This is a genomic window from Buttiauxella cochleicola, from assembly GCF_021282435.1.
Taxonomy (GTDB): Bacteria; Pseudomonadota; Gammaproteobacteria; order Enterobacterales; family Enterobacteriaceae; genus Buttiauxella; species Buttiauxella massiliensis.
The window spans coordinates 284,656-300,011 of record NZ_JAJSOT010000006.1; the positions used below are offsets into that span (position 1 = coordinate 284,656).

Annotated in this window: 17 protein-coding genes; 11 read left to right on the plus strand and 6 right to left on the minus strand. The window is 48.0% G+C overall.

Going from position 1 to position 15,356, the window contains the following annotated elements:
* Nucleotides 1-159 precede the first annotated feature (159 nt).
* Both LVQ77_RS15910 and LVQ77_RS15915 read left to right on the plus strand, forming a co-directional pair.
* Nucleotides 160-423 carry a hypothetical protein gene (locus tag LVQ77_RS15910; RefSeq protein WP_232904952.1) on the plus strand — a complete coding sequence of 88 codons (264 nt, stop codon included), beginning with the start codon at nucleotides 160-162 and terminating at the stop codon, nucleotides 421-423.
* 79 nt (nucleotides 424-502) lie between these two features.
* Nucleotides 503-835 (plus strand): glycine zipper family protein, encoded by a 333-nt coding sequence (locus tag LVQ77_RS15915; RefSeq protein WP_232904953.1) that lies wholly within the window; start codon nucleotides 503-505, stop codon nucleotides 833-835.
* Between the two features lie 82 nt (nucleotides 836-917).
* Here the strand turns inward: LVQ77_RS15915 and LVQ77_RS15920 are convergent, their stop codons facing one another.
* Nucleotides 918-1,874, minus strand: coding sequence for a LacI family DNA-binding transcriptional regulator (locus LVQ77_RS15920; RefSeq protein ID WP_232863935.1), 957 nt, complete (start codon nucleotides 1,872-1,874; stop codon nucleotides 918-920).
* A 295-nt stretch (nucleotides 1,875-2,169) separates the two neighbouring features.
* Between LVQ77_RS15920 and LVQ77_RS15925 the strand changes: the two genes are divergently transcribed.
* The 4 genes from LVQ77_RS15925 (at nucleotide 2,170) to LVQ77_RS15940 (ending at nucleotide 5,721) form a co-directional block, all read left to right on the plus strand.
* Entirely contained in the window at nucleotides 2,170-2,484 is a 315-nt protein-coding gene (locus LVQ77_RS15925; protein ID WP_151993845.1) for a PTS sugar transporter subunit IIB, read from the plus strand.
* A 12-nt stretch (nucleotides 2,485-2,496) separates the two neighbouring features.
* A complete protein-coding gene (locus LVQ77_RS15930) occupies nucleotides 2,497-3,822 on the plus strand; it encodes a PTS sugar transporter subunit IIC (RefSeq protein ID WP_232863936.1) in 1,326 nt (441 codons plus the stop codon).
* Between the two features lie 31 nt (nucleotides 3,823-3,853).
* Nucleotides 3,854-4,156: a PTS lactose/cellobiose transporter subunit IIA gene (locus tag LVQ77_RS15935; RefSeq protein ID WP_151993846.1), complete on the plus strand. Its 303-nt coding sequence runs from the start codon at nucleotides 3,854-3,856 to the stop codon at nucleotides 4,154-4,156.
* Between the two features lie 185 nt (nucleotides 4,157-4,341).
* On the plus strand, nucleotides 4,342-5,721 hold the full coding sequence (locus LVQ77_RS15940) for a carbohydrate porin (protein ID WP_232863937.1): 1,380 nt from the start codon (nucleotides 4,342-4,344) through the stop codon (nucleotides 5,719-5,721).
* A 102-nt stretch (nucleotides 5,722-5,823) separates the two neighbouring features.
* Here LVQ77_RS15940 and LVQ77_RS15945 read toward each other — a convergent pair whose 3' ends face one another.
* The 3 genes from LVQ77_RS15945 to LVQ77_RS15955 all read right to left on the minus strand — a co-directional run bounded on the left by LVQ77_RS15945 (nucleotide 5,824) and on the right by LVQ77_RS15955 (nucleotide 10,493).
* The gene (locus tag LVQ77_RS15945) at nucleotides 5,824-7,017 is read right to left on the minus strand and encodes a hypothetical protein (protein ID WP_232904954.1); all 1,194 of its coding nucleotides are present in this window, start codon (nucleotides 7,015-7,017) and stop codon (nucleotides 5,824-5,826) included.
* Between the two features lie 307 nt (nucleotides 7,018-7,324).
* Nucleotides 7,325-8,962, minus strand: a complete 1,638-nt coding sequence (locus tag LVQ77_RS15950; protein WP_232904955.1) for an STY4199 family HEPN domain-containing protein — start codon at nucleotides 8,960-8,962, stop codon at nucleotides 7,325-7,327.
* Between the two features lie 112 nt (nucleotides 8,963-9,074).
* A complete protein-coding gene (locus LVQ77_RS15955; RefSeq protein ID WP_232863940.1) occupies nucleotides 9,075-10,493 on the minus strand; it encodes an aminotransferase-like domain-containing protein in 1,419 nt (472 codons plus the stop codon).
* Between the two features lie 177 nt (nucleotides 10,494-10,670).
* Here LVQ77_RS15955 and LVQ77_RS15960 point away from each other — a divergent pair, with 177 nt between their 5' ends.
* The 3 genes from LVQ77_RS15960 to LVQ77_RS15970 all read left to right on the plus strand — a co-directional run bounded on the left by LVQ77_RS15960 (nucleotide 10,671) and on the right by LVQ77_RS15970 (nucleotide 11,801).
* Nucleotides 10,671-10,844: a DUF1127 domain-containing protein gene (locus tag LVQ77_RS15960; protein ID WP_154153767.1), complete on the plus strand. Its 174-nt coding sequence runs from the start codon at nucleotides 10,671-10,673 to the stop codon at nucleotides 10,842-10,844.
* A gap of 94 nt (nucleotides 10,845-10,938) precedes the next feature.
* Complete coding sequence (locus LVQ77_RS15965) at nucleotides 10,939-11,268, plus strand: DHCW motif cupin fold protein (RefSeq protein ID WP_232863942.1); 330 nt, start codon at nucleotides 10,939-10,941, stop codon at nucleotides 11,266-11,268.
* 5 nt (nucleotides 11,269-11,273) lie between these two features.
* Nucleotides 11,274-11,801 (plus strand): GNAT family N-acetyltransferase, encoded by a 528-nt coding sequence (locus LVQ77_RS15970; RefSeq protein WP_232904956.1) that lies wholly within the window; start codon nucleotides 11,274-11,276, stop codon nucleotides 11,799-11,801.
* 40 nt (nucleotides 11,802-11,841) lie between these two features.
* Here LVQ77_RS15970 and LVQ77_RS15975 read toward each other — a convergent pair whose 3' ends face one another.
* Both LVQ77_RS15975 and LVQ77_RS15980 read right to left on the minus strand, forming a co-directional pair.
* Nucleotides 11,842-12,087 (minus strand): YdgH/BhsA/McbA family protein, encoded by a 246-nt coding sequence (locus LVQ77_RS15975; protein WP_064514721.1) that lies wholly within the window; start codon nucleotides 12,085-12,087, stop codon nucleotides 11,842-11,844.
* Nucleotides 12,088-12,262: 175 nt separating this feature from the next.
* Nucleotides 12,263-13,021 (minus strand): SDR family NAD(P)-dependent oxidoreductase, encoded by a 759-nt coding sequence (locus tag LVQ77_RS15980; protein ID WP_232863944.1) that lies wholly within the window; start codon nucleotides 13,019-13,021, stop codon nucleotides 12,263-12,265.
* Nucleotides 13,022-13,140: 119 nt separating this feature from the next.
* Between LVQ77_RS15980 and LVQ77_RS15985 the strand changes: the two genes are divergently transcribed.
* Nucleotides 13,141-14,040, plus strand: a complete 900-nt coding sequence (locus LVQ77_RS15985; RefSeq protein ID WP_151993854.1) for a LysR family transcriptional regulator — start codon at nucleotides 13,141-13,143, stop codon at nucleotides 14,038-14,040.
* 55 nt (nucleotides 14,041-14,095) lie between these two features.
* Nucleotides 14,096-15,163 carry an inner membrane protein YhjD gene (yhjD, locus tag LVQ77_RS15990; RefSeq protein ID WP_232863946.1) on the plus strand — a complete coding sequence of 356 codons (1,068 nt, stop codon included), beginning with the start codon at nucleotides 14,096-14,098 and terminating at the stop codon, nucleotides 15,161-15,163.
* The last annotated feature ends 193 nt before the right edge of the window (nucleotides 15,164-15,356 follow it).

The window sequence follows — 15,356 nt, forward strand, 5'->3', positions numbered from 1 at the left end:
ATATATATGTGAGTTGAAATTAAAGGAAGTGCAAAGAAAAATATAATTTAATTTATTTGCTTACATTTAGACGTAACTGGCACATCTATACTATAAATCTTATGACCGTTTGAATTGAGATATTCATCTCGCACATTGTTTATTTCTAGGATTTATCTCATGAATAATAAATCATCGACGCTATCAGGTGTTCTGGCAGGTGTAATTCTGCTGTCGACTTTTTCTATCAGCAATGCCAATGCCACTCAACAAGGCCAGCAACGCCGCGAAGCGCGCGACACTCGCCAGGATACTCGTGAGGGCTCTCGCCACGAGAAGCGTGAATGCGTTACCAGTAATGATAAAAGCAATCACGATTGCCGCCAGGACAAACGTCAGAATAAACAGGATGGTCGTGAAGAAGCTCGCGATATTAAATATTAAGCAGACCATTAACCATTCAGAATAGAATAATTACCAGGCGCAAAACATTGCGTATTTTTATGTCCAGGAGGACTCGCTTTTGAAAAAATATATCCCAGGCTTGTTACTTTTAACCTTCGCATTTTCAGGCAATGTACTTGCTATTGATAAAACATCTGGCGGTGCATTAGCCGGTGCTGCAATTGGTGCGGCAACAGGCAAAGATGTGAAAAGTACGGTAGGTGGTGCAGTTATCGGTGGCGGTACCGGAGCCATGTTTAAACACGGGAAAACAGGTAAGGCCGCTCGCACTGGAGGTGCTATTGGTGCCGCAGTGGGTGGTGTTGCTGCAGCGGCAACCGGCAACAGCGTGCTGAAAGGTGCAGCAGTTGGTGCTGGCGGTGGCGCTCTGATCGGCGAAGCGACACATTAACTCTCTGTTTATCTAAGTGAATATTCAAAAAGCCCGGCATTGTTAGATGCCGGGCTTTTTAGTTTCTGGTCTTTCCAGAAAGTTACTTTCGACCCGCCATATCAGGAATAATCAGATCCCCACGCAGCACGTTAGAACCCAGCGCACTTTTGGTTTTCTCGGTTAGCCACGCAACAATTCTTGCCGCCATCGCATCCATGGAATACTCAATGGCTGGAATAGTCGGAATGCCAGGCAAATGCAGCGACCCGGCGAGGCTAAACACCATAATGTCTTTCGGGACTGATTTATTAAACGCCTGCAATTGCGGAATAATGCGCTGCGCTTCTTGCTCATCGGCCACAAGCAACGCGTTGAAATTCAGGGTGGTGCTGTTATTGAGCAGCACTTGCAGCGCAACCGATGAAGAGGTTGAGTCCATGAAAATCAGGTTGCGGTTAAACGGCAGGAAATTGTTTTCCAGTGCACGTTTGTAACCCAGAAGGATTTGGTCAACAGAACCGCATGAGTCAGGGTTAATCACGGCAATCTGCCTTCTCCCCTGTTTAATCAGGTAATTACAGGCCGTTTCCGCGGCGAATGCGTGATCAAACTGAATGCTGTTGCTGGAGTCGACATCCACACAATCCACCAGAATGACATTCTCATGGCTGATATTGAGTGGGAAACGCGCACCGATAACCAGCACGTCGTCACACAGGCCGCAGGTTAGTTCCTCAAGCGCGTGCATAACTTCTGTTTTGCTGTTGGCAAAACGCAGCAACAGGTGCTTTTGATGCTGGCTTAGGTGTTTCTCCAGTGCATACAGGTAACCCGTGGTTTGATTAATATTATCCTGCGCACAAATCACGCCAATACAGCCCGTTGACTGGCTCAGTAAAGATTGCGCGATAACATTCGGCCGGTAATGCAGCTCTTCCACCGCTTTAAGCACAGCCAGACGGCTTGCTTCTTTCACCCCACGAGATCCACTCAATACCCGAGATACTGTGGCTTTAGACACCCCAGCCAAACGCGATACATCATTGATTGTAGACATCATTTTCCTTTATCAGGCTCTGGCTTATGCCTGTCATCCTAAATACAGCCCTGGCTCACATTCTAACCAGTTTTAAGTATAGTCGTTTCGCTTTTCTATGGAAACCGATTTTCCGCATGATGTCCAAACCGCACCTCAACCAGATAATTTTGTGATGACGATCCAATAAGCAAAGCCTATAAACGCTGGATATTGATGAGTATCACAGATCTGTTGGCTGCGGATGGAAAACGGTTTCCATAAAGTATCAAATCATTTCCGCAATACTTTATTTACATTTTGAGGATGAGTGTTAATGGTCAAGATCATGTTGTGTTGTTCTGCCGGAATGTCCACCAGCCTGCTGGTCAGAAAGATGCTGAGCGTGGCAGAAGAACGAGGAATGCCTGTTGAAATAGAGGCTTACGGTGTCGCTGAATTCGATGTGCAGTTTCCGCGCTACCAGGTGGTGCTGCTCGGGCCGCAAGTGAAATATATGTTAAGTACGCTCTCAGAAAAAACCGCCCCTCACGGCATTCCCGTTCAAGCCATCGACATGATGGATTACGGCATGCAACGTGGCGATAAGGTGTTGGATTATGCTTTGTCGCTTATCGAAGCGGCTCACTAAAAGGTGGTTCATATGAGTTCGCTATATCAATCAATGGTGACGGTGATTGAGCAATCCATCACTCCGCTGGCAGGTCGTCTGGGGCAACAAAAGTACGTTATCGCCATTCGTGATGGGTTCACCGCAGCCCTGCCGTTTATGATTATCGGCTCCTTTATGCTGGTATTTATTTTTCCACCGTTCTCGGCCGATACCACCCTTGGTTTTGCCCGCGCGTGGCTGGATTTTTCACAGACTTACCGTGAACAACTGATGTTGCCATTTAACTTGAGTATGGGCGTGATGACGTTCTTCATATCAGTCGGGATTGGCGCAAGTCTGGGGCGTCAATTTAATCTCGACCCAGTGATGTCAGGTTTGCTGGCCTTTATGGCATTTTTACTGGTTGCAGCACCGTATGCTGATGGCAAAATCTCGACTCAGTACCTTTCAGGCCAGGGCATTTTCACCGCGCTGATTACCTCGATTTACTCCACACGTATTTACGCCTGGCTTAAAGAGCACAAAGTCACGATTCGTCTGCCAAAAGAAGTGCCGACAGGCGTGGCGCGTTCATTTGAAATTCTGATCCCTGTCGTTGTCATTATCGGCACGCTGCACCCGCTGAATTTATTCATCGAAGCGCAAACCGGCATGATTATGCCGCAAGCAATTATGCACCTGCTGGAACCGCTTGTTTCCGCATCTGATTCCCTGCCCGCTATTTTATTGTCTGTTTTGCTGTGCCAGATTTTCTGGTTCTCTGGTATTCATGGTTCGCTGATTGTTACCGGCATCATGAGCCCGTTCTGGATGACAAATCTTGCTGCAAACCAGACTGCGCTTGCCGCTGGCGCTGCATTACCACACATTTACCTGCAAGGTTTCTGGGACCACTATTTATTGATTGGCGGCGTCGGCTCCACTCTGCCGTTAGCGTTCTTATTACTGCGCAGCAAAGCCACCCACTTACGCACCATAGGTAAAATGGGCATTGTGCCAAGCTTCTTTAATATCAACGAACCGATTCTGTTCGGTGCACCAATTATCATGAACCCGTTGTTGTTCATTCCATTCGTTTGCGTACCGATGGTCAACGCCGTTCTGGCTTATACCGCCACAAAACTGGGTTGGCTGGCGCAAGTCGTTTCCCTGACGCCATGGACGACCCCCGCACCAATTGGCGCTTCATGGGCAACAAACTGGGCCTTTAGCCCAGTGGTGATGTGTTTGATTTGTATGGTCGTTTCCACCTTAATTTATCTGCCATTCCTGCGTGCTTATGAGCGTTCATTACAGAAAACAGCCGTGGAAAATGAAACACGCTCTCCTCTGACAGAAACGGCTATTAGCAATTAATAATCGCCGTCTAATAAATCTGGGAAAAATGATGATCGAATTAGAAGAAGCAGTAATGGAAATTATTATGAATGCAGGGCAATCACGTAGCCTTTGTTTTGAAGCACTGCATTCTGCACGTCAGGGAAATATTGAAGAGGCCAAGCTTTTATTACACGAAGCGGATGGTTACGCGCGTGAAGCTCACAAAATGCAGACCAAACTGATTGAGCAAGATGCTGGTGAAGCCAAACAGCCAATGACGTTAATTATGGTACACGCTCAGGACCATTTAATGACTTCAATGTTAGCACGTGAGTTGTCGAACGAAATTATCCATCTTTATCAACGCTAAGCATTATGTAAAAACAAAAACTATTTAACCTCTGGCACGGAGAAGTAATTACGTAAATAATTTTAATTAAGTCCAATCCGATGAAAGTATAAAAATATAAATATGCTTTGGCCATAGAGTCGCCTCTATTAATCCAGAGCAGGATATTTATTGTCTGAAAAATAAATTACTAAATTGAGATTATAATGAAATTAATTAAACAACTTCCATTAACAATGGCGGTAATCGCCGCGCTTTGCCCGATTTCTGTACTCGCACAAGAACCAATGACTCAAGAACAGATCGATCAAATAGTGGCGAAAGCGGTGGATAAAGCGCTGGCTGACCGCGATGCGAAAATAGAAGCGGCACGACTCAATAGAACCGATACCCTGGTTACGCCGCAAGTTCCCACTACGCCAGATAAGGCTGTTCCGTTGGGGCTTAAATTCACCGGTTATGCTCGTTACGGTGCGCATTTCCAGGCAGGCGATCAAAAATACATTGGCGTTGACGGTTCTTATAACGGTTCCTCCGCAATTGGTCGTTTAGGTAACGAAGGCAACGGCGGCGAATTCCAGCTCACCAAAATCATAAAAGCCGATAACGGGGCCATCTGGGATATTGGCGTGATGATCGACCACTGGGGCGACGAAGTTAACCTGAAAAAGGCCTACGCGGGCGTCACCAATCTTTTTGAAGCACAGCCAAATGCCTATTTCTGGGCGGGTCGTGACTTCCACCAGCGTCCACAACAAGGCATCAACGACTACTTCTGGATGAACCACGACGGGCAAGGTGCGGGGGTGAAAAGCCTGGATCTGGGCTTTGCACAACTGGATATCGCAGCGGTTGCCGCCGTCGATCAGTGTAACCCTGAAATGATTGATGACGGCGATAACCCGTCGCGCATCTCATGTACCGGCGGCTCCGGTACCGGCGATAAAGGCAATTACGCGGCAACGTCAAAACTGCACGGCATCAAGTTTGGCCCGATTGATTTCGAGCTGTACGCCAACTACGGTTTTGATTCCAAAGCCATCGACAGCGACGAACGCTCCAAAGCCTGGCAGGCCGCCGTGGTGTTAAGCCATACTGGCGACAATGGCGTGAACAAAATTATCACCCGTTATTCTGACCACTCAGATAACAGCGTATATAACAAAACCAATGGGTTACACACTGTGTACGCCAGCTTCGAGGGGAACTACAAGTTTACTCAACAAGCACAGGTGGAATATCTGTTGGCCTTCCATGATTACGATAATGACGAACAAACGCAGGATAACCGCCGTAACTATGGCGCGATTGTTCGCCCGATGTATTTCTGGAACGACATCCATTCGACGTGGCTTGAAGCGGGTTATCAGCGCGTAGATTACGAAAACGACGGGGATAACAAAGGCTGGAAACTGACGCTGTCGCAGAATATTTCAATTGCGATGGGACCTGAGTTCCGCCCAATGCTGCGCTTCTACATGACTGGCGGCCAGGTGGAAAACAACCACACCACGCGTGTTACGGGTGAGCCAAACACCCAGTTGGATTCGTTCAATGTGGGCGCGATGTGGGAAGCCTGGTGGTAATCTGACCTGCACCATATCTGATCGAAGTAAAAAACCATCTGCATTGCAGATGGTTTTTATTCAGATATAAAAAAGCCTGACTTCTGTGATGTATCAGGCTTATTAATCATAGTTGGCAATTATCTCTACAACTGCACGTGCAGGTCCAAGCTCAACCTCCTCATTATTAAGGCGAAAAAAACGCGCAGCCATTTTAATGTGTTGAGTCACATTCTCGCCCAAATCATAACTTCTGGATTCATAGCTTGAAATGGTTTCAGCAGCCAGAGTGGTATTAAATACTACCGGCTTAGCAGGTACTCCCGCACCTCGCGGCTGATTTGACACATCTCCCCAAGCCAGTTGTACGCCATAACCTTTTGCCCCTGTTCCATCTAATGCAATAATCCCTTTGCTACTGTCTTTAATCTCAGTTCTGGGAACAACCTTAATATTTAACCCACTGTTTTTTATCGGGATCGACCTTGTACCAATCCCATTATCGCCCACTTTGGCTATGACCCCGCTTCCCCATGCTAGCGGGCATCTCAATGTGAAACTTGCATCTACCCACGAAGAAGCCGGATCAGGGATTGCTCCGTGATTATAGTGACCCAAGTACACACTTACATTGGTGAAAGTGCAGGTAGCTGGATAAAGATTTAACCCTCCCGTGAATGAAATATAGTTTGCCGTCCAACTGTTAGGTAGTGGGGCCGGGCCAGTACCTGCCCGGGAGTCCGGGCTTATGGTATCAGGCGGATAAACCATAATAGCCTGCACGTAACTTGGCCCCGTAAATGCCAGAACCCCATTGCTGTTAACTTCACCTAACGACCCAGGAATTCGCCATAATGTAACCATCGGTGTTGACCATTCCGGTGTACTTGTCGCCCCCGGATAAGTACGGCGAATATCAGGTGAAATGGCATTGAGCGAAGGCGTTGGGTTTGGGTCTCGGCCCGATAATGTGTCATTAAATGACATACCAATCCCACTCAATGATGTGGGAAAAATCAAATAATCAATACCACCATCTGAATGTCTAATCGGCTCCTGGCCATTAACAGGTATCGCATAATAAACAACACTCCATGGCCCTTTATTACATGCCAGCGTAACGCTCCCGGCGTTTATCGAATAATAGGTAAAAATCTTACTATATATTTTCCCACCGACAATCGTCCTGTCTCCATGATCATGGTATGGCAGTGTAATAGCGGTTGGGGCTTTTCCTCGCGAACAAGTAATCGCAGCGGCGTGGGCTTGCGCTGCGAAGACAATGCTGGCCAGAAGGAATATCATATATTTATACATAGACAATACCGGCAGAGATAATTAATGAAACCGCTAATAGAAAATGTGTGTAATTATAATATTTTCAGGCTCATAGCCTATAACAAAAGCATATCTACTGTATTTGAGATACTTACTCTTTTTAGTATGAAAATCTTATTCCTAATACCGAATATGTTTTCCCGTACATTTATTCACTTATACATACCAAAAATAATTCGAGTTACAAGATAAAGGCTTTGGCATTTTGAACAGCCCATACGCTGACCTCAAGGGGCGAGGCCAGAGAGTAAGTAAACACAGCCAAAGCCCCCTTTCTCAGAAAAATTTAGCTGCGCATCGCGCTGTATATTGCCTGTTGAATTCGTGCCTCATCCGAGTTCACTACTTCAACCTGTGTGCCCTGAGCTTTGGCTCCATCCTGACGCGTCTCCCAGGCAGCCTTGCGAAGCAGCGCTCTTTCCAACTCCTCTTTTTGCCGCTTGATAGCATCCGGCGAGCTACAAAAGGTTTTCAAAAACTGTTTTCGCAGTGAAGTCAGACTTTGCCCGTCGTGCATCGCCTGACTCATGGTTCTGATCATGCGCCGGCATGGCCGGTCTTCATCCATCTGCGAACGATACTGCAGCAAAGTATTGAGCGCGTCGCGGTAATCTCCCGCCAATGCCGATTCGGTGAAATAGACTTTCCAGTTCATCCCCCCTTGCATAAACAGCCGCACGACAGTGGTATCGCCGCGTTCGATTGCCGAGCGTAAGTTGCCTTCATCCCAAGTGATTCCGATATCGGCCAGCTTTTCGCGCGCGCTTTCGGTTTCCGGGAGAGAATCGATCATAGTGATTTTGACTGGCGTATTTTTCGCAACGGCAGGTTTATTGGTGACATCACTCAGCAAGTACATACCAAAAATGCCGGCGCTAATCACAGCCACTCCCGCCATGCACCACATCAGCATCAACAACGTTTCGCCGGAGTCCTGCTTTCTTTTGGTATTACGCAACTCAGGCCGTTCGATAGCATCGCGCACCTCTTCGGTATCGCGTCCGGTTGCCTGGTATTTTTTCTGTGCCTGCATGAGCCAGGTCTGTAATTGCGAATCATCGGCAGCCAGAAGCATCGCCGGATTCACCTTCGTTCGCCCTTCATCGAATGCGCGCTGAATGGCGTCGCTACTTTCCTGATAGTAACTATCGAGCAAGGTGAGTTGTACGGAAGTGAGGGGCTGCTGTTGAACCAGATCATTGCGAATTTCACGCACATCGTTGAGAAAAGTTTGCAGTGTTTTGCGCTGATCTATCAGTAAGCTTAGTTTCGAAGAGTGCTGGAATAGCCCGGCGTAATGGTTCGCGTACTCTTTTTTATCGACCACCATCAAGGCCAACTCGCTAAAGCGCATCCCACTTAGCACATCGCCACGTTCGCCATTTTTCAACCAACGACGGACGCAATCAGCACCAAACTGCGTTTTCAGCTTATGCACCAACTGTGATTGGCTGGCATAGCTTTTATCTACCAGACCTTTAAGCATCAGCTCCAGCGCACGCATCTGGCGTATCGCTTTATGTTGCTGACTATTATCATTATTTTCTATTTCTGTGGAGTAGCCAAGCAAAGGCTGTTTTGCACGCACCAGCTCGAGATAACTCACAAAGCGTAATGCTGCAATTAGCTGGTTATGGCTGACTTCCTGGCCGCTTTCATACTGCGGCACCAGTTGCTGTAGATGACGTAGCAACAAAGTGAAATGTGAAATCTCAGCATCATTAAGATTTAATCGTTTTGCCACCGCCATCCAACTTCCCAGCGCCAGGCGAGCTTGCTCAAGCTGTTGAAAAAACCATTGCGGATCTTTGCCTTCACTGGCTTTGATGGTGAGAAGTGGCAGGATTTGCAATGACGCCTGGCGAATCACACTCAGGCAAGTCTCGAACTTTTCCCGCATCAGCAACTGTGCAGCGCTGGTCATGATTTTCCTTTCAATTAAAAACGCATATACGCCCGGCATGGGTATACAACGCCATGAGGCGCAATTTTATCTCAGATGGGTAACCGTCTATGGCTTTAAAAGAGTAGGAAAATTAACCATTTTCAAAAACATGGCCGATGATCTCGCCCATATTACGCAGCGCGGTTTCAGTCTCGGCATTGAACGGCAATGCATAATTCAGGCGCATACAGTTGCGATATTTCCCGGAAGCCGACAGCAACGACCCCACCGCAATGCGGATATTGTGCTGACGCAGCGTTTCGCTGATCGGTACGATATCAATGTGTTCCGGCAGCTCAATCCACATCAGAAAACCGCCCTGTGGCCGAGAAACACAGATGCCACATGGGAAATAGTGGCGCACCCAGCAGGTGAATACATCCAGGTTGCGCTGATAGTGCTGGCGCATGCGCCGTAGGTGGCGATGGTAATGACCGTTACGCACAAACTCCGCGACCGCCATTTGGGTAAAAGTGGTAGTGCTGCCGGTCACGATATATTTCATATGCATGGCGCGGTCGAAATAGCGCCCCGGCACAATCCAGCCCACACGCAGCCCCGGTGCCAGCGTTTTTGAAAATGAGCTGCACAACAGCACCCGTCCATCCACATCCAGCGATTTAATCGTCATCGGGCGCGGGTATTCATACGCCAGTTCGCCGTAAACATCGTCTTCAATAATGGCGATATCAAAGCGTTGCGCGAGGTTCAGCACCGCTTTTTTACGCACATCTGGCATGATAAAACCGAGTGGGTTATTGCAGGTTGGAACCAGAATGACCGCTTTAATCGGCCACTGTTCGAGCGCCAGTTCCAGCGCTTCCACACTGATGCCCGTTTCGGAATCCGTTGGTATTTCAACCACTTTAATGCCGAATGCGCGCAGCATTTGCATGGTGCCGTGGAAGCATGGCGATTCAACCGCCACAATGTCTCCTGCTTCGCACACGGCACGAATCGCAATCGACAATGCTTCATGGCAACCGGTGGTCACCACAATATCGTCTGGTGTGACGACACAGCCGCTGTCGAGCATCAAACGTGCGATTTGTTCGCGCAGCACCTGCTTACCGTTAATGCAGTCATAACCCAAAATTTCGGGTTCCTGATGCTGCACAATGCGGCTCATTTCACGCCATAGCGGTTTAATCGTTGCCTGGGTGACATCGGGAAAACCGCTGCCAAAAGCTATACTTCCGGCATCTTCTCTTCCGGTTAATTGTTCCAGCACCGCATCCCATTGGGTAATCTCTACCGGGCGCTGTGCTGGGCGAGTGAGAGGCGGAACGGGTGGCTGAGATTTTTTCGGCGCCACAAAGTAGCCAGAGCGCGGCTGCGGGGAGATGAGCTGACGGTCTTCAAGAATATGATAGGCCTGCTGTACGGTGCTGATACTAACGCCGTGTTCGCTACTCAGGTTGCGCACCGAAGGCAAGCGTTCGCCACTGCGATATAAGCCTTGTTCAATGCGTTCTGCCAGCAAAGTGGCAAGGTGTTGGTAACGCGTCATGCTGTATCCTCTTAATTCACCATACAGACAGAAAAAGCAGTACAGAGTGATGGCAAAACCACCATTCAGATCTTGTTTTAGCGCGTCTGTATGTTAAATAAAAGTTATTTTTGAGTCTGCCTGCAAACTGTATGGCGGCGCATGATTGTTCCCATCAACACGATGAGGAGCAAGATCATGGGCTTTGAAGAGAACCGTCCGCATAAACCGTTTTATGGCTTTGTGATGATTTACCGTTATTTGCGCCAGAGATGGTTAAACCGCCAGACAGCACGCACACTGCAAGGATTGAGCAAGGAACAATTACGAGATATTGGGCTGACATGTGATGATTTATCCCACTGGAAGTAACCCTTAATAACGGCGCATAAATATGGCGCCGTTAATTTTTTGCTGATATCACTAAAGGAGCAAATACCACCTAAAAAAATAATAAGGATCAGCAATGCGTATTAACGACCTGCCGTTTAACACCACCGACTGGGCGACACTGAGCGCTACAGAACATCCAGGCATCACGGGTAACGCTCTATGGCGCACTCAGCAATTCGGGGAAATACGTGTTCGGATGGTGGAATACAGCCCTGGATATCTCGCTGATCACTGGTGCCAGAAAGGGCACATTCTGTTTTGCCTGGCGGGAGAATTACAAACTGAGCTGGAAGACGGGCGCGTATTTACTTTAAAGCCGGGAATGAGCTATCAGGTCGCCGATAATGCTGAACCGCATCGCTCCTCCACCGCTATTGGCGCAACTCTCTTTATCGTGGATTAAAAACCATGTTCCCACTTGTGACCTCCAGACTGAATTTAACCCAAATTACCGAGCAAGAATGGCCGTTCTTTTTACGCTTACAGCAAGATCCAGACGTGATGCGTTATGTTTCCGATGAACGTCGAGAAGCTGAGGTTCGCCAGATTTTTAATTCACGCCTTGTACGCTGGGAAACGCATAGTCGACACTGGCTTTGCCTGGTCATGCGCGACAGACATAACGGCACGCCTATTGGCTTTACTGGGTTTGTGCGTGGCGATGATGAAATGGCAGAAGTGGGGTTTATTCTCGATCCGGAGTTTCATGTGCAAGGCTACGGTTATGAATCGCTTCATGCCGTGTGCAAATTTGCCTTTGAGAAATGCGCGATCCGCAAACTGACAGCAACAGTCACGGTAGGGAATATCGGTTCGAAAAAAACGCTAGAAAAAGCCGGTTTTCAGCCGGAAGGGATACTGCGAGAAAACTATTTTCTTGCTGGAACCTGGCAGGATGACTGGATATTTGGTTTGTTACGCAGCGAGTTCAGATAAAACACGGGCCGCACAACGGCGGCCCATACAGCGTGAATTCTTAGTTATACATCTCGGCAACACCAAACACTTTGTTATCGCCACCAGCAGAAATGATGCGGATTGATTTCGCACCAGCCTGCTCAGCTTTTGCTTGCAGTTGTGCCTGTAGGCTATCGATATTCGCAGCACCGCTCACCGAAACTGTACCGATTTTCTGGCTTTCAACAGATTGAGTGGTTGCAGCAAAACTTGAGAATGAAGCAGCCAGAGTCATAACTACGGCAAAATATTTGATGCTTTTCATAATGTATATCCTTGAGCTTTTTTAAGTGAGAAAGCTTGTTCGCTTTCGATGTGATAAGAATAATGCCGTATCACAAATGGTGATAGTGGAATGATTCGCTCATATCATTCAGTATTTTTGACCAATATTTAACAGGCGAGAGTGAGATGAATATCACCCCCGCAAATGCCCCTTCTTATAAGAACATTCCACCAGAAACTTCAATGCGCTGCGCATTCATCCAGCGGCTTTCATCACTGAGCAGCACAGCAATTGCATCACCAATATCATCCGGCTGCCCGACACGCCCTAATGCCGTTTGCGCAGCAATGGCATTCGCTACCTGTTCGTTGTCACGCACTGCACCACCACCGAAATCAGTCGCAATTGCACCCGGTGCGATAATGTTCACCGAGATCCCACGCGCACCCAACTCTTTGGCCTGGTACTTCGTCAACACTTCCATCGCACCTTTCATTGCGGCATAAGCAGCTTTCCCTGGCAGCGCAAAACGCGTCAGGCCAGTCGAAACATTCAGGATACGACCGCCGTTTTTAATCAGCGGCAACAGTTGCTGCGTCAGGAAGAATGGCCCCTTCAAATGGATATTCATTAAATCATCAAATTGTTCTTCTGTTGTTTTTTCGAACAGCGCATCCAGCCCGGTTCCGGCATTGTTTAATAAATAATCAAACGAATCGCGCTGCCACACGTCATGCAACTGCTGCTTCACTTCTTTAGCAAATGCGCTAAATGAGGCGCTTTCGGCGACATTCAATTGAATTGCCACAGCTTTTACGCCAATTAGCTCAATTTCGCGCACCACATTTAGCGCCTCTTGCTGCTTACTGTTGTAGGTCAGAATAATATTCACGCCGCGCGCTGCCAGCTTCAATGCTGCGTTTTTACCTAATCCACGGCTGCCGCCGGTCACTAATGCGATTGTTTGACTCATGATTTGCCTCGTTGATAACTGTCAGGTGATTGAGATAGAGCTTATTAGATGCTACAAAATCAATAAAGACTGTCAATTGAGCATCACTGTTTCAACCACAACAACAATAAGGAAAGATAGTGGATAAAATACAAGCAATGCAGCTATTCATTAGAGTGGCTGAACTGGAGAGTTTTACTCGCGCAGCCGATTCTCTGGGCCTACCTAAAGGTAGCGTATCGCGTCAGATTCAGGCGCTAGAAGGGGTGCTAGGAACAAGGCTATTGCATCGCACCACGCGTCGGGTACAACTCACCCAGGATGGAATGGTCTATTACGAACGCTGCCGCGATTTACTCGCTAACCTGGACGAATTAGATGGGCTTTTTTTACACGACCCCAAAAGTGTCAGCGGGCGTTTGCGCGTGGATATGCCGGTCGGCGTGGCTAGAAATTTAGTTATTCCCAAACTGCCCGCATTCTTGCAGCAATATCCAGGTATCGAGCTGGAATTAAGTAGCAGCGATCGCATGGTCGATGTAGTGCGCGAAGGGTTCGATTGCGTTATTCGTGTTGGGCACCTTAAAGATTCGGGACTGGTGGCGAGACCGCTAGGGAAACTGACTTTAATTAACTGTGCCAGCCCCGATTATCTGGCGCGCTTCGGTTATCCGGAGAACCTTGACGATCTCGCCTCTCACGCCGTGGTGCATTACGCACTCAATCTCGGCAACCGACCGCAAGGGTTTGAATTCCTGGAAGATAAAAACACGCGCTGGGTAAAAACGGGTGGTGTGATAACGGTGAATAGCACCGAAACGTATCAGGCGGCATGCCTTGCCGGGCTTGGTATCATCCAGGTACCTCGTATCGGCGTAAAAGAGTTACTCAAGAGTAAAAAACTGGTGGAGATCCTGCCGCAATATCGCGCCGAACCGATGCCGGTTTCCCTGCTGTATCCACATCGTCGCAATCTTTCACGCCGGGTTCATTTGTTTATGGAGTGGCTGACTGGGCTGGTTAAAGGTTACGTCGACTAGCTCCAGGCTATAATTTCGTGAAGAGCTTGTTTTATCTAAAGGAAAAAATAACCTGATGACTACATCGGATAACAGCGAGAAACGCCCAACTGAATCGCTCGATTATGAGCCTGTCGCCAAATTTCAGACCCAACCCAAATCCGAACCAGTTGCGCCTGAGAAACCCGATGAATCGGAGCCGTTGGTCAATATCAAGACAAAAAATGAGACGGTTAATCATACGATTGCCAGTGTCAATAAAGCCGCGAAACGCCCGATGGTCGCGCACCTGTTACGTGCCACCGAACGGTTTAATGACCGCATGGGCAATCAGTTTGGCGCAGCTATCACCTATTTTTCGTTCCTGTCACTGATCCCGATTTTGATGGTGGCGTTTGCCGCCGCCGGTTATATCCTCGCCTCGCATCCCACACTGCTGGAAGAGATTTTCGATAAAATCCTCATCAACGTTAGTGAGCCAACGCTTGCTGCCACGCTGAAAAGCACCATCAATACTGCGGTGCAACAGCGTACAACCGTTGGCCTGGTCGGGCTGCTGATTGCACTCTATTCCGGTATCAACTGGATGGGGAATTTGCGTGAAGCGGTGCGTGCTCAGTCGCGCGATAAGTGGGAAAGGAATCCACAAGATCAGGAGAAGTTCTGGGTAAAGTATCTGCGTGATTTGGTGTCGCTAATTGGTTTATTGGTGGCACTGATTGTGACGCTTTCAATCACGTCGGTTGCCGGTTCAGCCCAGGCATTCCTGATAACTCTTTTGCATCTCGACGGTATCGAATGGTTAAAACCGGTTTGGCATTTAGTCGGGTTAGCGATCTCTATTTTTGCTAACTACCTGCTGTTCTTCTGGATTTTCTGGCGTCTTCCACGCCATCGCCCACGCAAGAAAGCACTGATTCGTGGCACATTGATTGCGGCAATTGGTTTTGAGGTTATCAAAATCATCATGACCTATAGCTTGCCAGCGCTGATAAAATCCCCCTCCGGCGCAGCATTTGGCTCTGTTTTAGGTCTGATGGCCTTCTTCTATTTCTTCGCCCGCCTGACGCTGTTTTGTGCCGCGTGGATTGCCACCGCACAATACAAAGATGACCCGAGAATGCCGGGTAAAACCCATAGTTGATTGATAACAGGCTGGTACGAGATATTGTTTCAGCACATAAATCCAGCCTGTAACTTTTATTTAACCTAAAAGCAGTTTTATTCGCTGATTTTTTAAATATGAGAAGCACGACGTGGATATTTATTTTCTGGACTAAAAATTATCCTCTTATTGCGCGTTAATCGCACAGCGAAGGAGGCAACCGCGCGTTGAA

What these genes read in the sequence shown, in the direction of transcription:
- LVQ77_RS15910 (WP_232904952.1), top strand. Translation starts at nt 160, where the DNA reads ATGAATAATAAATCATCGACGCTATCAGGTGTTCTGGCAGGTGTAATT.
- LVQ77_RS15920 (WP_232863935.1), bottom strand. Translation starts at nt 1,874, where the DNA reads ATGTCTACAATCAATGATGTATCGCGTTTGGCTGGGGTGTCTAAAGCC.
- LVQ77_RS15925 (WP_151993845.1), top strand. Translation starts at nt 2,170, where the DNA reads ATGGTCAAGATCATGTTGTGTTGTTCTGCCGGAATGTCCACCAGCCTG.
- LVQ77_RS15930 (WP_232863936.1), top strand. Translation starts at nt 2,497, where the DNA reads ATGAGTTCGCTATATCAATCAATGGTGACGGTGATTGAGCAATCCATC.
- LVQ77_RS15935 (WP_151993846.1), top strand. Translation starts at nt 3,854, where the DNA reads ATGATCGAATTAGAAGAAGCAGTAATGGAAATTATTATGAATGCAGGG.
- LVQ77_RS15940 (WP_232863937.1), top strand. Translation starts at nt 4,342, where the DNA reads ATGAAATTAATTAAACAACTTCCATTAACAATGGCGGTAATCGCCGCG.
- LVQ77_RS15945 (WP_232904954.1), bottom strand. Translation starts at nt 7,017, where the DNA reads ATGTATAAATATATGATATTCCTTCTGGCCAGCATTGTCTTCGCAGCG.
- LVQ77_RS15950 (WP_232904955.1), bottom strand. Translation starts at nt 8,962, where the DNA reads ATGACCAGCGCTGCACAGTTGCTGATGCGGGAAAAGTTCGAGACTTGC.
- LVQ77_RS15955 (WP_232863940.1), bottom strand. Translation starts at nt 10,493, where the DNA reads ATGACGCGTTACCAACACCTTGCCACTTTGCTGGCAGAACGCATTGAA.
- LVQ77_RS15960 (WP_154153767.1), top strand. Translation starts at nt 10,671, where the DNA reads ATGGGCTTTGAAGAGAACCGTCCGCATAAACCGTTTTATGGCTTTGTG.
- LVQ77_RS15965 (WP_232863942.1), top strand. Translation starts at nt 10,939, where the DNA reads ATGCGTATTAACGACCTGCCGTTTAACACCACCGACTGGGCGACACTG.
- LVQ77_RS15970 (WP_232904956.1), top strand. Translation starts at nt 11,274, where the DNA reads ATGTTCCCACTTGTGACCTCCAGACTGAATTTAACCCAAATTACCGAG.
- LVQ77_RS15975 (WP_064514721.1), bottom strand. Translation starts at nt 12,087, where the DNA reads ATGAAAAGCATCAAATATTTTGCCGTAGTTATGACTCTGGCTGCTTCA.
- LVQ77_RS15980 (WP_232863944.1), bottom strand. Translation starts at nt 13,021, where the DNA reads ATGAGTCAAACAATCGCATTAGTGACCGGCGGCAGCCGTGGATTAGGT.
- yhjD (WP_232863946.1), top strand. Translation starts at nt 14,096, where the DNA reads ATGACTACATCGGATAACAGCGAGAAACGCCCAACTGAATCGCTCGAT.